At 64.8% G+C, this 13,933-nt stretch carries 11 protein-coding genes; 6 read left to right on the top strand and 5 right to left on the bottom strand.

Annotated features, from left to right (window positions below):
* The first annotated feature begins 14 nt into the window (after positions 1-14).
* The 4 genes from JQ635_RS08740 (at position 15) to JQ635_RS08725 (ending at position 4,731) form a co-directional block, all read left to right on the top strand.
* Positions 15-821 (top strand): creatininase family protein, encoded by an 807-nt coding sequence (locus JQ635_RS08740; protein ID WP_211409470.1) that lies wholly within the window; start codon positions 15-17, stop codon positions 819-821.
* Between the two features lie 140 nt (positions 822-961).
* Positions 962-1,225, top strand: coding sequence for a hypothetical protein (locus JQ635_RS08735; protein WP_211409469.1), 264 nt, complete (start codon positions 962-964; stop codon positions 1,223-1,225).
* Between the two features lie 201 nt (positions 1,226-1,426).
* Positions 1,427-2,371, top strand: a complete 945-nt coding sequence (locus JQ635_RS08730) for a DUF1194 domain-containing protein (RefSeq protein ID WP_211409468.1) — start codon at positions 1,427-1,429, stop codon at positions 2,369-2,371.
* A gap of 428 nt (positions 2,372-2,799) precedes the next feature.
* Positions 2,800-4,731, top strand: coding sequence for a carbohydrate porin (locus tag JQ635_RS08725; RefSeq protein ID WP_246583424.1), 1,932 nt, complete (start codon positions 2,800-2,802; stop codon positions 4,729-4,731).
* Between the two features lie 8 nt (positions 4,732-4,739).
* Here JQ635_RS08725 and JQ635_RS08720 read toward each other — a convergent pair whose 3' ends face one another.
* Together JQ635_RS08720 and JQ635_RS08715 are read right to left on the bottom strand one after the other, a co-directional pair.
* Positions 4,740-5,471 (bottom strand): sulfite exporter TauE/SafE family protein, encoded by a 732-nt coding sequence (locus JQ635_RS08720; RefSeq protein ID WP_211409467.1) that lies wholly within the window; start codon positions 5,469-5,471, stop codon positions 4,740-4,742.
* Positions 5,472-5,586: 115 nt separating this feature from the next.
* Entirely contained in the window at positions 5,587-7,662 is a 2,076-nt protein-coding gene (locus JQ635_RS08715; protein ID WP_211409466.1) for a methyl-accepting chemotaxis protein, read from the bottom strand.
* 243 nt (positions 7,663-7,905) lie between these two features.
* Here JQ635_RS08715 and JQ635_RS08710 point away from each other — a divergent pair, with 243 nt between their 5' ends.
* Entirely contained in the window at positions 7,906-9,201 is a 1,296-nt protein-coding gene (locus tag JQ635_RS08710; protein ID WP_211409465.1) for a hemolysin family protein, read from the top strand.
* A 277-nt stretch (positions 9,202-9,478) separates the two neighbouring features.
* Here JQ635_RS08710 and JQ635_RS08705 read toward each other — a convergent pair whose 3' ends face one another.
* The 3 genes from JQ635_RS08705 to JQ635_RS08695 all read right to left on the bottom strand — a co-directional run bounded on the left by JQ635_RS08705 (position 9,479) and on the right by JQ635_RS08695 (position 12,641).
* The gene (locus tag JQ635_RS08705; protein ID WP_018644094.1) at positions 9,479-9,718 is read right to left on the bottom strand and encodes a PilZ domain-containing protein; all 240 of its coding nucleotides are present in this window, start codon (positions 9,716-9,718) and stop codon (positions 9,479-9,481) included.
* Positions 9,719-9,822: 104 nt separating this feature from the next.
* A complete protein-coding gene (locus JQ635_RS08700) occupies positions 9,823-11,448 on the bottom strand; it encodes an FMN-binding glutamate synthase family protein (RefSeq protein WP_211409847.1) in 1,626 nt (541 codons plus the stop codon).
* A gap of 419 nt (positions 11,449-11,867) precedes the next feature.
* Entirely contained in the window at positions 11,868-12,641 is a 774-nt protein-coding gene (locus JQ635_RS08695; RefSeq protein WP_211409464.1) for a ferredoxin--NADP reductase, read from the bottom strand.
* Positions 12,642-13,028: 387 nt separating this feature from the next.
* Here JQ635_RS08695 and JQ635_RS08690 point away from each other — a divergent pair, with 387 nt between their 5' ends.
* The gene (locus tag JQ635_RS08690) at positions 13,029-13,832 is read left to right on the top strand and encodes an ATP-grasp domain-containing protein (protein WP_211409463.1); all 804 of its coding nucleotides are present in this window, start codon (positions 13,029-13,031) and stop codon (positions 13,830-13,832) included.
* Positions 13,833-13,933 lie beyond the last annotated feature (101 nt).

Below are 13,933 nucleotides of genomic sequence, written 5' to 3'. Positions count from 1 at the left end.
GCAAAGAAACCTTGATGACGCCGCCCCGCGACTGGATCGACATCAACTGGGCCCATGCGGGCCCTGCGGAGGTGTCGCGCTGGATCGCGGTGCTGCCGCTGGCGGCGACCGAGCAGCATGGCCCGCATTTGCCGCTCACGACCGATGTGCTGATCGCACAGGCCTATCTGGCCCGCGTGCGCGAGCTCTTGTCCGCGTCGGTTCCGGCGACGTTCCTCCCGGTCGAACAGGTCGGCATTTCCACCGAGCATATCGACTATCCGGGCACGCAGACGCTGCCGACCGACGCGGCGCTGAAGCGATGGACCGGAATCGGCGAGGACATCGCGCGGCGCGGCCTGCGGAAGCTCGTCATCATCACCAGTCATGGCGGCAACAGCGCGGCGATGATGCTGGTGGCGCAGGACCTGCGCGCGCATCACAAGCTCTTCGTGGTGACGACGTCGTGGTCGCGGCTATCAGGGGCGGACAAATTGTTCCCCGCCGAGGAAGTGCGCCACGGCATTCACGGCGGCGCGGTCGAGACCTCGATCATGCTGGCGCGCTATCCGGGTCAGGTGCGCAAGGATGCGATCGCGGATTTTCCCGCGAGCAGCATCGCGCTGGAAAAGCAGTATCGCTGGCTGTCGACGCAGCGGCCGGCGCCCTTCGCCTGGCAGGCGCAGGATCTCAACGCCACCGGCGCGGTCGGCGATGCGACGCTGGCCGTCGCCGAGAAGGGCGAGCAGCTGATCGATCAGGGCGCGCGCGCCTTCTGCGAACTGCTGAGCGAGGTCGATAACTTCGACGTGAACAGGCTCGCCAAAGGGCCCCTCGGCTAGCCCGCATCCAACTGAAACTATTGGGGAAATACCCGACCTCCGGGAGCGCCAGATGCGCTTTCGAACCGGTTTGGGCATGCCTCCGTCCAACTGGGCACGCGGGCCACAACGGACCGCCTCAACACCGGATGGAGTTTCACATGTCGATCAAGACCAAGATTGCCGCCGCCGCTCTCGCTGCCCTTGCCGTCACCGGCAGCATCGCGTCCACCACCACCTCGGCCGAAGCCAAGCAGCCCGGCTGGGTCTGGGGCGTGGGTGCCGGCATCGCCACCGCCGCCGTCGTCGGCTCCGCGATCGCCGCCAGCAACGATCCCTATTACTACGGCTATCACCGCTGCGGCTGGGTCGCCCAGTACAACGCCTTCGGCCAGTACGTCGGCCGCGTTCGTAGCTGCTACTGATCTGAGTACCTGAGGCCGATCTCCCACGTGGATCCTGCGTCCGACACGGGCGCCTCATCCACCCCGTGTCGTGCCCCCGACCCGCCCGGCTGTCCCCCCCGGGCGGGTCAACCATTTTTCCGGCTCTAGAACACCTACGGACCGTCCTTCCGATTGCACCTTCCGCGTGTCAGGATAGGAAGGGATGGCTGGAGGGCGAGCGTGAATTGGCGGATCTCAATTGGATCGATCCTGATTGCGATCCTGACATCGACACAGGCATTTCCCGAGCCGGCCTCACAGCCGCAAACAGCGACCCAGGGCGACAGCCGCCCCTCCGTGGACCTCGAACTCGTCATTGCGGTCGACGTTTCCTACTCGGTGGAACCGGATGACCTGGCGGCTCAACGCGAAGGCTATGCCAAGGCCATTGTCTCGAAGGAGTTTCTCCGAGCGATGCGAGCCGGTCCTATCGGCAAGATCGCGTTGACCTATTTCGAATGGTCGTCGACCAGCGACCAGAAAATAATCGTCCCCTGGCGACAGATCGACGGGCCGGGAGCGGCTGAGGCCGTCGCAACTGAAATTAGCAATGCTCCGATCCGCCGCGGTTCGCGTACCTCGATTTCAAGTGCAATCAAATTCGCCGCGTCGCTGTTCGAGCAGAAACCCTACAGTGGTTCGCGCCGCATCATCGACATTTCGGGCGACGGTCCCAACAGCAACGGCGATCCGGTCACCTCAGCGCGCGACACAGCGTTGCAGCAGGGCATCGTCATCACCGGCCTGCCGGTCATGACCAACGCGACACCCGCTGATGCGACGGACTTCCAGCATATCGATCATATCGATTGGTACTATGAGGATTGCGTGATCGGCGGCCCAGGCTCCTTTGTTGTGCCGATCACCAACCGCGAAAACTTCAAGGAGGCGATCCGGACCAAGCTGGCTCTCGAGGTCGCGGGCCGCACGCCGGAACGATCGACCGCCCCCTCTGGGGACGAGAAGCCACGGGTTCTCTGCACGATCGGCGAGAAGCTCTGGCAGCAGTGGTGGAATACGCCGGCGACGTATAGTCCGGCGATGAGCAAACCGGCGAACAGTCCGTCGAGCAAGGAGGACGCGCTGCTCGACAAGAAGATCAAGGGCATCTGCCGCGGCTGCTAGGCGCTTGCGTTGGCCGGCGACCGGCCACTTGCCCTTCGCGATGACACCACCCCTCCTCCAAGTCTCGGACCGGCCTCCAAGAGGCCGGGCTCCACGCGAGCCATCCAGTTCCTGTGTCCCTAAGCGATGTTGCAGCCCCGTCACACAAGGGTGCGAACCATCACCTGCGGCAATCCGCACTAGTTGCTATTGCGAATTAATCGCAATAAGGTTTGCTGCATATGCAGGGACTTGGGAAGAAATCGCGTCGAACCGGGATCATTTCGGCCGACGGCGTGGACAACCGGAACCTGATGACAGGGTCGCCGCGAATCGGCAGGGATATCGCGGCGAGTGGGACACATTCGCGTTTGGGGGCGTGCGTTTTGACGTTGAAAGGTCACCGTTACAGGTATTTGCAGACGGCCGCGGCAATCGCCTCGGGCGTGATGGTTTTGCCCGCCGCCAGCCGCGCGGCCGATCTGCCGCTGAAGGCACCGGCGCTGAAGGCCGTCTATGACTGGACCGGTCTCTATATCGGCGCGCATGCCGGCGTCACCCGCGGCACCTCCTCGGCGACACTGACAGATCCGACGCTCGCAACCGACAACAATGTGTTCACCGGCGCGACCGGCGGCGTGCAGGCTGGCTACAACTGGCGCCTCAATTCGGGGCTCCTGCTCGGCGTCGAAGGTGACATCTCGTTTCCGAACTATCTGCCGTCCAACCACGTCGTGTCATCGGCGGCGAGCGCGCTGTCGGGCGCCGAGGAGCGCTGGGACTATGTCGCGAGCCTGCGCGCGCGGCTCGGCTATACCAGCGGCAACTGGCTGTTTTACGCAACCGGCGGCGCCGCCTTCACCGGCGAGCGTTTTCTGTCGACGCCGACGGGAGGCACTGAAGAGAAGGTGCTGCACACGCGGTTCGGCTGGACTGCCGGCGGCGGCGTCGAATACGCCTTCGCGCCGCACTGGAGCGCGCGGCTCGAATATCTCTACAGCAAGTTCGACAACGCCAACGTCACCTTCCCCTCCGGCGCCCAATATGCGTCGTCGATGGATTTCCAGAGCCTGCGCATCGGCCTCAATCGCAAGATCGACTGGCCGGGTGTGCCGACCTACAACCCGAAGTCGGATGTGACGGACACGGAGTCCAGTCGCTGGGAGATTCACGGCCAGTCGACCGCGCTGGGACAGGGTTACCCGGCGTTCCACGCGCCCTATACCGGAACGAACAGCCTGCTTCCGTCGCCGGATTTCCAGCAGACCTGGAGCAATTCGCTCTATCTGAATGCGCGGCTGTGGGACGGCGGCGAGGTCTATTTCAATCCCGAGCTGCTGCAGGGCTTCGGCTTCAACAACACGACGGGCGCTGCGGGCTTCCCCAACGGCGAAGCACAGAAGTCCGGCTTTCCCTATCCGCATTTCAACGCTTCGCGTCTGTTCGTGCGCCACACATTCGGCTTCGGCGGCGAGCAGGAAGAGCTTGCCAGCAGCCAATTCCAGCTCGCCAGCAAGGTTGACGTCTCGCGCCTGACCTTGCAGGTCGGCAAGTTCTCCGTGGTCGACGTGTTCGACGGCAATTCCTATGCGCATGATCCGCGCAAGGACTTCATGAACTGGTCGATCTGGGCGTCCGGCGCCTTCGACTACGCCGCCGACAAGCTCGGCCTCGGCTACGGCGCCACGGCCGAATTGAACCAGAAGCAATGGGCGCTACGCGGCGGGTACTTCCTGATCGATGCCGTATCCAACTCGAACAATTTCGACATGAATGTCGGCCGTCGCGGCGAATATGTCGGCGAGCTCGAGCTGCGCTATTCGCTGTTCGGCCAGCCCGGCAAGCTGCGCACGCTCGGCTTCATCAACAGCGCCTTCTCCGGCAGCTATCGCGAGACGCTGGACAATCCCGCGTTCGGCGTCGACATCAGCCAGACCCGCCGCGGCCGCCTCAAATACGGCTACGCATTCAACGTCGAGCAGGCGATCACCGACGATATCGGTGTGTTCGGCCGCTGGAGCTGGAACGACGGCCGCAACGAGATCATGGCCTTCACTGACATCGACCGCAGCCTATCGGGCGGCGTTTCGGTGAAGGGAACGAAATGGGGCCGGCCCGACGACGTCGTCGCCATTGCCGGCGCCGTCAACGGCCTCTCGCAGGACCATCGCGACTTCATCGCCGCCGGCGGTCTCGGGCCCCTCATCGGCGACGGCCAGCTCAACTACCGCCACGAGCGCGTGCTGGAGACCTATTACGCCTACGCGCTGAACAAGGCGCTGACCTTCACCGCCGACTACCAGCTCATCGTCAACCCCGCCTACAACGCGGATCGTGGCCCGGTGTCGGTGTTTTCAGGACGGTTGCACGGCGAGTTCTGAGCCGCAGCTCAGAACAGCAGCGCGACACCCGAGACGAGCAGCAGCGCGAGCACGATCTTGCGGAACGCGGCCTCGTCGATTCGGCCGAACAGTTTCAGGCCGAGCCAGGTGCCGGCGAACAGGAACGGCAGGCCGAGCGCGAACAGCTTTGCCGTGTCGAGCGTGAGCGATCCCTTGGCACCGAGCCAGAACGCCGCCATGGCGAACACCACGACTGCGACCGGCTGAAACGTGGCACGCTGCACGTCCTTGGGCAGGCCGCGCAGATTGCACCAGATGGTGACGACGATGCCGGCAAGGCCCGTCAGCCCGCCGAGCAGACCGTTGACGAAACCGACCGTGATGTCGGCTGCCGGCGGTACGACCGTGGCGAGCTTGAGCTGCGGCCGGAAGAATGCATAGAGGCTGTAGGCAATCAGGATCGCACCGACCGCGATGCGGACGCTCTTCGGATCGGCCCAGGTCAGAAGCGACACCCCGGCCGGCACGCCGACGACTGCACCGACGATGAAGGGCCACAGCCGGCGCCAGTCGAGCGAGCTGCGCAGCTTCCAGACCGAATAGCCCTGCACCAGCAGGCCGAAGCCGACGATCAGGCTGGCGCTCTGAAGCGGCGTCAGCACGTAGAGCCACAGCGATGCCGCGACGAGGCCGAAGGCGAAGCCGGAGAGGCCGGCGACGAAGGCGCCGGCGAAGGTGGCCAACAGGAAAAGCGGAAGCTCGATTGCGATCCCGTCCATTGCTCGCTCCATGAATCAGCGAGCAGCGCTTGCGTGGGATCACCACTTCAAGGGGAGGCTGCGACATCCCCGTGCTGCAAATCTAGGTCAAACCGCTTCCGTCCACAATGGACCTCTACGCGGCGCGGATAGCGTCCAGGAATTTTCCGACCTCGGTCTTGAGACGGGTGCTCTCGCCGGACAGCGATCTGGCCGCGGCGAGGACGTTGGCGGAGGCCGATCCGGTCTGGCTCGTGCCGTGCTGCACGTCGACGATGCTGGCGGAGACCTGCTGGGTGCCGCGCGCCGCCTGCTGCACGTTGCGGGAAATCTCGCGCGTCGCCGCGCCCTGCTCCTCGACCGCCGAGGCGATTGCGGAAGCGATCTCCGACATCCTTGTGATGGTGTCGCCGATCGCCTTGATGGCGCCGACAGAATCCTCGGTCGCCGCCTGGATCCCCGAGATCTGCTGGCTGATCTCGCCGGTCGCCTTGGCGGTCTGCTCGGCCAGTGCCTTGACCTCGGAGGCGACCACCGCGAAGCCGCGTCCGGCCTCGCCGGCGCGCGCCGCCTCGATGGTGGCGTTCAGCGCCAGGAGATTGGTCTGGCCCGCGATCTGGCTGATGAGCTCGACGACGTCGCCGATCCGCCCCGCGGCCTTGGCGAGCTCGCCGACATGATCGTTGGTCCGCTCGGCCTGCTGCACGGCTTCACCGGCGACGCGCGCGGAGTCCTGGACCTGCCGGCTGATCTCGTCGACCGACGAGGCCATCTCCTCGGCCGCCGCGGCAACGGTCTGCACGTTGGTGGAGGCCTGTTCGGACGCGGCTGCGACGGTCGCGGTGACCTGCTCGGACTGTTCGGCCGTGCTCGTCAGCGTTCCCGCCGAGACCTCCAGCTCGGAGGATGCCGACGCGACGGTGTTGATGACGTCGCCGATCATGGCTTCGAACTCGCGCGCGATCTGGTCCATGCGCTGGCTGCGCTTGAGCTTCGCCTCGGCCTCGATCGCGGCCGCCTCGTCGGCGGCCTTCTTGGCAAGAAGCGAATCCTTGAAGTGCTGGAGCGAGCCCGCGACCTGCCCGATCTCGTCATTGCGGCCCGTCGCCGGAATCTCGACGTCATGCCGTCCGGCGGCGAGCGTCCCGATCACATCGGCGAGGCGGCTGAGCGGCGTCACCACGCGGCTGCGCAGCATCATGGTCACGCCGCCGAGCGTGCCGAGCAGAGCCAGCACCGCAACGCCCGCAAGCGCCAGCATCGCCAGTGCGCCATCGCGCGAGGACGAGGCGCGCTCGGCGGCTTCCGCCAGCGCAGCGTCGCGCACGCCGTAGAACATCTGGATCGCCGGCACAATGACGCTCGCGAGCTCTTCGGCGCTGATGCCGTACTTGCCGTCGCTCCGGGCCGCAGGCATCTCCTTATCCACGACGGGCGCGGCTTTTCCGAAATAGGATTCCGTCGCTGCCTTGAATGCGGCGGCGATACGAGGCGGGCTTCCAAGCTGGTCGATGCCGGCCTCGATGCGTTCGCGATCGGCCTCGACGCGACCCTGCATGCGATCCATTAGCGTTATCTCGGCCGCCGTGAGCGGCCGGCGTGCGCTCAGCGCCGGCGACAGCGAGGCGGCGCGGCTGCCTGCCGAAACACGCAGATCCTGCGCCGTTCGCGCCAGGCCCAGTAGCGCCGCAAGTGACGAATCGGCGTTGACGACCTGTCCTTCGAGCTGATTCATGATCGGCTCGATGTTGCCGATGACCTCGGCCACGCCGGGCAGGAAGGCCTTGATCACGGCGCTGTCGCGCTGCGCCAGGGGAACGCTCATCGCGCGATCTGCCGCCGTGGTGACCTCCTTGAGCCGCCGAGCGGTACGGTCGAGCTTTTCGATCATCGATCCGGCGTCACTCAGCGCCAGGAAGGTGGGCCTTGCCCTCTCGAATGCCGCATCGGCTGCCTTTGCAGCCTTCGCGGCAGCGTCGATCTGCGTCTGCGTCGCAGCGGCTTCCTGGAAGATCGGTCCAATGTAGGGCGCGCGAAGGCCGGCGACCTGCTGGCTGATCATCAGGGTCGCGCCAAAGGCGTCGACCGTCTTGATCGCGTCGGAACGGTTCGTGAAGATGCGCGTCTGGGGTATCAGCACCTCGGCGCCGAGGATGACTGCAAAAACCGTCACCGTCAGCATCGACAGCGCGAAAAGCTTCCCGATCCGCATCCTCGGTCCCCCAAATTGCATTTACAAATGCGGAGAACCTAGTCGGCGGCCACTAAGACCCCGTTAAGCACATGCCCGTAGTTCCGCGGGTGTCATCTCGTCGCAGACCGTGGGGAATATAGTTCGCCACGCGGTTCCTCGCGGCGACGGATGCGACAGAATTGCCAGCAATTCCGCGCTGAATACCTATATCAATGCGTGTGCCGGCAGCCGCCTGCCATACTTGCTTACCTCGGAACGTCAATGCTCTCCGTCGAACTCGTCATCGTCGTCGTCCTGATCGTCATCAACGGCCTCTTGTCCATGTCGGAGCTGGCCGTGGTCTCGTCTCGCCCGGCCCGCCTCTCGCTGCTCGCGGCCAAGGGCGTGCGCGGCGCCGAGCGGGCGCTGACGCTGGCGGCCGATCCCGGAAAATTCCTCTCGACGGTGCAGATCGGCATCACGCTGGTTGGCGTGCTCTCGGGCGCGTTCTCCGGCGCGACGCTCGGGCAGCGGCTGACGCAATGGCTGATCGAGCTCGGCCTGTCCTCAGGCATCGCCGACATCGTCGGCGTCGGCATCGTCGTCACGCTCATCACCTACGCGACGCTGATCGTCGGCGAGCTGGTGCCGAAGCAGGTGGCGCTGCGCGACCCCGAAAGCATCGCCGTCAGGGTCGCGCCCGCGATGCACGTGCTTGCAAAGATATCGCTGCCGCTCGTCTTCCTGCTCGATCTCTCCGGCAAGGTGATCCTCACGCTGCTCGGCCGCGGCGGCAAGGCCGAGGAGAAGGTTTCGGAAGACGAGATCCATCACCTCGTCAGCGAGGCCGAGAGCGCCGGCGTGCTCGAGCCCGGCGAGAAGGAGATGATCGCCGGCGTGATGCGGCTCGGCGACCGGCCGGTCGGCGCCGTCATGACGCCGCGCACGGAGGTCGACGAGATCGATCTGAACGACGCACCGGAGGCCATCCAGGAGATCATCGCGAAGAGCCCGCATTCGCGCTTTCCGGCGTCCGACGGCGATCGCGACAAGCCGATCGGCGTGCTCCAGGCCAAGGACCTGCTGGTCGCCTACATGAGCGAACGCACGCCAGACCTTCGGGCGCTGGTCCGCGAAGCGCCGAGCATTCCGGCGTCGGCGGATGCCCGCGATGTGCTCACGATCCTGAAAGCTGCTCCGGTTCACGTCGGCTTCGTCTACGACGAGTACGGCGCCTTCGAAGGCGTGGTCACCGCGGCCGATATCCTGGAATCGATCGTCGGCGCGTTCCACTCCGAGGAGGGCCCGCCGGAGCCGGCTTACGTCAAGCGCGCGGACGAATCGCTGCTGGTCGCCGGCTGGATGCCGGTCGACGAATTCGGCGAGCTGCTCGGCATCGAGCTGCCGCCGCATCGCTTCAACACGGTGGCGGGCCTCGTGCTGCAGCAATTCAGCATGCTGCCCGATGTCGGCGACGCCTTCGATCTCGGCGATTGGCATATCGAGGTGGTCGATCTCGACGGCCGGAGGATCGACAAGATTCTGGCGAGCCGGCGGGGGGAGCAGGCGGCGGCGTGAAGTGCGCACCTGCGTGTGAGAACGCAGGACGGCGTACCACTCTCCACTCGTCGTCCCGGACAAGCGCGCCCCAAGCGCGCGCTGATCCGGGACCCATAACCACAGGGAGTAGTTTGGCGAAGACTCGCAGTTGGGTACTGCTGCCGAGCGTGATCGATAGATCACGCGGTATGGGTCCCGGATCTGCGCTCCACTCTAGACAACGCTGCGCGTTGTCTAGAGCTGCGCTTGTCCGGGACGACAGCTGAATATGCCACAAGAGTTGGGACCACACCGCCTACCCGAACCTCACCCCGATCCGCTTTTCCTTGCGCCAGACCACGGTGCAGGGCAGATGCGTTCCGTCGGCCTGGATGAACAGGGTGAAGTGTTCGGGGATGCCGACCGGGCTGGTGACGTCGAGCGCCGCGCCGGTGTCCGAGAAATTGCGAACGGTGCAGTCGATCGCGCCGCCGCCGAACTCGATCGTCCCGGCCTTCAGCACCCGATGTCTGGCTTTGTTGCGTCGCTCGTCCATGGGGTGAATTTACACCCAAAGTTGAACAAAATGCCAATTGCCAGCCGCGCTGGCGCTGAATTTACACGGATCGGCCCGACGTGGCCGCGGGCGGAACGATGCGCTCACAGCGCCGGCTGGAACGTCTCCGCCCGCGCCATCCGCCAGGCATCGGCGAACCGCGGGTCTTCGGTGCCTTCGAGCAGCTCGCCGGGGCGCAGCGCCGGATAGAGCTGTGCGAAGGACTTCACCTGGGTCGTCGACGTCCGCTGGCTGAAATGGATCGGGCGCAGCTGCTGCGGATGCTCGAGGCCGGCCGCGGCGATCAGCTCGGTCAGCGAGTGCAGCGTGGCATGGTGATAATTGTGCACGCGGTCGATCTTGAGCGGCACGTAGAGCGCGCGCGCCCGCGTCGGATCCTGCGTCGCGACACCGGTCGGGCAGCGGTCGGTGTGGCAGCTCAGCGACTGGATGCAGCCGAGCGAGAACATGAAACCGCGCGCCGAATTGCACCAGTCGGCGCCGATCGCCATCGCCCGCGCCATGTCGAAGGCGGTGGCGATCTTGCCGGACGCACCGATCTTGATGCGGTCGCGCGCGTTGATGCCGACCAGCGCGTTGTGGACGAAATTGACGCCCTCGCGCATCGGCATGCCCAAATGGTCCATGAACTCCAGCGGCGCCGCGCCGGTGCCGCCCTCATTGCCGTCGACGACGATGAAATCAGGGTAGATACCGGTCTCCAGCATCGCCTTGCAAATCGCCAGGAACTCCCAGGGATGGCCGATGCACAGCTTGAAGCCGGCCGGCTTGCCGCCGGACAGGCGGCGCATCTCCGCGATGAACTCCATCATGCCAACAGGCGTCGAGAACGCCCGGTGCGAGGCCGGCGAGATGCAGTCCTCCCCCATGGCAACGCCGCGAATCTTCGAAATCTCCTCCGAGACCTTCGCCGCCGGCAGCACGCCGCCATGACCCGGCTTGGCGCCCTGGCTGATCTTGAGCTCGACCATCTTGATCTGGTCCTGGCCGGCGACGCGCGCGAACGCTTCGGGGTCGAAGGAGCCGTCGAGATGGCGGCAGCCGAAATAGCCGGAGCCGATCTCCCAGATGATGTCGCCGCCCATCTCTGCGTGATAGGGGCTGAAGCCGCCTTCGCCGGTGTCGTGCGCGAAGCCGCCCTTTTTCGCGCCGGCATTCAGCGCCCGCACGGCATTCGGGCTGAGCGCACCAAAGCTCATCGCGGAGATGTTGAACACCGAGGCCGAATAGGGCTTCTTGCAGTCGGGGCCGCCGACGGTGATGCGGAACCTCTCCGCGGCATGCGCCTTCGGCGAGACCGAGTGATGCATCCACTCATAGCCCTCGCGATAGACGTCCTCCTGGGTGCCGAACGGACGCTTGTCGAGCTGCATCTTGGCGCGCTGATAGACCACCGCGCGGGTGTCGCGCGAGAACGGCATGCCGTCCTTCTCGCTCTCGAAGAAATACTGCCGCATCTCGGGGCGGATCTCTTCGAGCAGGAAGCGGATATGCGCCGAGATCGGATAGTTGCGCAGCACCGCGTGGCTCTTCTGCAGGAGGTCGCGGACGCCGAGCAGCGTCAGGGCGCCGAAGATCAGGATCGGGATCAGCAGGATGTCCGAGATCTTGCGGTCGGCGATGCCGATGCCGATCAGGAGCGCGGTGACGACCGCGCACATCGTCAGCACGATGAAGCGCGGCGAGAACGGCAGCAGCAGGGTCTCCATGACCCCCTCTTCCGCCAGTGCCAGGCGTTTCGGCGATTCCAGCTTTTTATTGTCGTCGGCCACGATCTCATCCTCTCGCCGGCATGAGGCGGTACGATACGCCCGCCCCTGTCATACGGATATGACGCGGCCCTTGTTTCAGGCTAGCGAATTCGGGCCGCGGCAGATCAATCCGCCGAGAGGGTAGTGTTGTTGCGCTGCAGCAGAGGGCGGGGGATGGGACGAGGCCGTGGTGGCCACAAACTGAGCTGTCATCCCGGGCAAGCGTAAGCGCAGACCCGGGATCCATAACCACGGAATTTAATGGCTTAGGAGGCTGTCACTCCGAGTCTTCGCATCACCACAGCCTGTGGCTATGGGTCCCGGATCGGCGCGCGCTTTGGGCGCGCTGGTCCGGGACGACGGGGAAGACGCGGCGCTTACCGCTCGACGAAGGCCTTCTCGATCACGAAATGACCGGGCTTGTTGCCGCTGCCTTCGATGAAGTCGCGGCTCTCGAACATCACCTTGAGCTCTTCGAGCATCGCCGGGCTGCCGCACATCATGATGCGGTCGGTCGCGATGTCGAGCGGACCCTGGCCAATGTCGTTGAAGATCTGCTCGGAGTTGATGAGGTCGGTGATGCGGCCGCGGTTCTTGAACGGCTCGCGGGTCACGGTCGGATAGTAGATCAGCTTGTCCGCGAGCAGCTCGCCGAACAGCTCGTCCTCGCGCAGGTTCGCGACCAGCTTCTCGCCATAAGCGAGCTCGGACACTTGGCGGCAGCCATGCACCAGCACGATGGACTCGAACTGGTCGTAGACATCGGGGTCCTTGATCAGGCTGGCGAAGGGCGCAAGGCCGGTGCCGGTCGACAGCAGCATCAGCCGCTTGCCGGGGATGAGGTTGTCGGTGATCAGCGTACCGGTCGCCTTGCGGCCGACCAGGATGGTGTCGCCTTCCTTGATCTTCTGCAGGCGCGAGGTGAGCGGGCCGTCCTGCACCTTGATCGAGAAGAACTCGAGCTCTTCCTCGTGGTTGGCGCTCGCCATGCTGTAGGCGCGCAGCAGCGGACGGCCGTCGACCTCGAGGCCGATCATGGCGAACTGGCCGTTCTGGAACCGGAAGCCGGTATCGCGCGTGGCGCGGAAGCTGAACAGCGTGTCGGTCCAGTGCTGGACGGAAAGAACCTTCTCTCGGTAAAACGCGCTCATGATTTTCGATATTCCGAATAATTGCGGTTTTAGGGCAAAAGCTCTGCCCGGCCCCTGAAAGCGGGGCGGACACCATTGCCATGGCGGAGGATTTCGCGTGTGTGATCTACGCCATTGAGACCAATAATCAACCTCGTTTCGGATGCAATTGATGCCGATCAAACCGGCATTTGCAGCGGAAATGGCCGCATCATTAATGAATCTGCTGCCGGGCGCGGAAGAAGGGCAATTTCTTTTCCCGCCAAGGCTCGAATGCAGCACTTAATTTCCGTCGCGCTCGCGAGAATTTCATTAAGAATAGCTCTGATTTTCACCCGCTATGGCGCCGATTCCCGCATTTTTGCGGCTTTTGGCGCCAGGAACGACCGACACGAGCGACTGAAACAGATGGCTGGCAGCGAGCGGATCTTCGTCCAGGCGATCAGGCGCTATTGCGCCCGCCATGGCATTGCAGTCGACAGCCGCGCCGGCGGCTGGCTGATCGCGATGCGCCAGGGCGAGACGCGCCGCTTCGCCTTCGGCTACGACATCGGCCTCAACAGTGCGATCGCGCATCGCCTCGCCAACGACAAATCGGCGACCGCCGAGGCGCTGACGCTGGCGGACGTGCCGTGCATTCCGCATCAGCTCTTCCTCAACCCGAGGCTGGGCGTGCACGTCGCTGGCCCAAGCTGGCATGAAGCGATGCTGGCGCTGCTCGCGCAGAATCCGCAAGGCATGGTGGTGAAGCCGAACGAGGGGACATCGGGGCGCTCGGTGTTCAAGGTGACGGCGGCGGCGGAACTCGACCACGCGGCCCGCGAGGTCTTTGCGATGAGCACGGGGCTCGTGATCTCGCCCTATGTCGCGATCGAGGAGGAGGTCCGCGTGGTGCTGCTCGATGACGTGCCCCTCGTCGTCTACAGCAAGCAGCGTGGCTCGGACTGGCGGCACAATCTCGATGCCGGTGCAAAGCCGGTGCTGCTGGAGGCCGGCGAGGTTCGAACGGCTTGCGTGAAGCTCGCGATCGATGCCGCGAGCGCCATCGGCATCACCTTCGCGTCGATCGACGTGGTTCGTGTCGATGGCACCTGGCGCGTGCTCGAGATCAACTCCGGCGTGATGATGGAAGCGCTGGCCAAGCTGCATCCGGAGCTGGTGCAGGCGGCGTATGACGCGGCGCTGGACCGGGTGTTTGGGGAGGTAAGCTGAGCGCCTGCTTCCCTTCTCCCCTTGCAGTTGTGATTCCCTAGGGCAGAGCCTTGGAGGGTAGCGATGGCGGTTAAGCGGACAGGACAGCCGAGCTTTGTGGA

Source organism: Bradyrhizobium iriomotense, assembly GCF_018130765.1.
Lineage (GTDB): Bacteria > Pseudomonadota > Alphaproteobacteria > Rhizobiales > Xanthobacteraceae > Bradyrhizobium > Bradyrhizobium iriomotense_A.
This window is presented reverse-complemented; position numbering and strand designations above follow the sequence as displayed.

Coding starts and splice junctions, on each gene's coding strand:
- JQ635_RS08740 (WP_211409470.1), top strand. CDS start 15: ATGACGCCGCCCCGCGACTGGATCGACATCAACTGGGCCCATGCGGGC.
- JQ635_RS08735 (WP_211409469.1), top strand. CDS start 962: ATGTCGATCAAGACCAAGATTGCCGCCGCCGCTCTCGCTGCCCTTGCC.
- JQ635_RS08725 (WP_246583424.1), top strand. CDS start 2,800: ATGGTTTTGCCCGCCGCCAGCCGCGCGGCCGATCTGCCGCTGAAGGCA.
- JQ635_RS08720 (WP_211409467.1), bottom strand. CDS start 5,471: ATGGACGGGATCGCAATCGAGCTTCCGCTTTTCCTGTTGGCCACCTTC.
- JQ635_RS08715 (WP_211409466.1), bottom strand. CDS start 7,662: ATGCGGATCGGGAAGCTTTTCGCGCTGTCGATGCTGACGGTGACGGTT.
- JQ635_RS08710 (WP_211409465.1), top strand. CDS start 7,906: ATGCTCTCCGTCGAACTCGTCATCGTCGTCGTCCTGATCGTCATCAAC.
- JQ635_RS08705 (WP_018644094.1), bottom strand. CDS start 9,718: ATGGACGAGCGACGCAACAAAGCCAGACATCGGGTGCTGAAGGCCGGG.
- JQ635_RS08700 (WP_211409847.1), bottom strand. CDS start 11,448: ATGGAGACCCTGCTGCTGCCGTTCTCGCCGCGCTTCATCGTGCTGACG.
- JQ635_RS08695 (WP_211409464.1), bottom strand. CDS start 12,641: ATGAGCGCGTTTTACCGAGAGAAGGTTCTTTCCGTCCAGCACTGGACC.
- JQ635_RS08690 (WP_211409463.1), top strand. CDS start 13,029: ATGGCTGGCAGCGAGCGGATCTTCGTCCAGGCGATCAGGCGCTATTGC.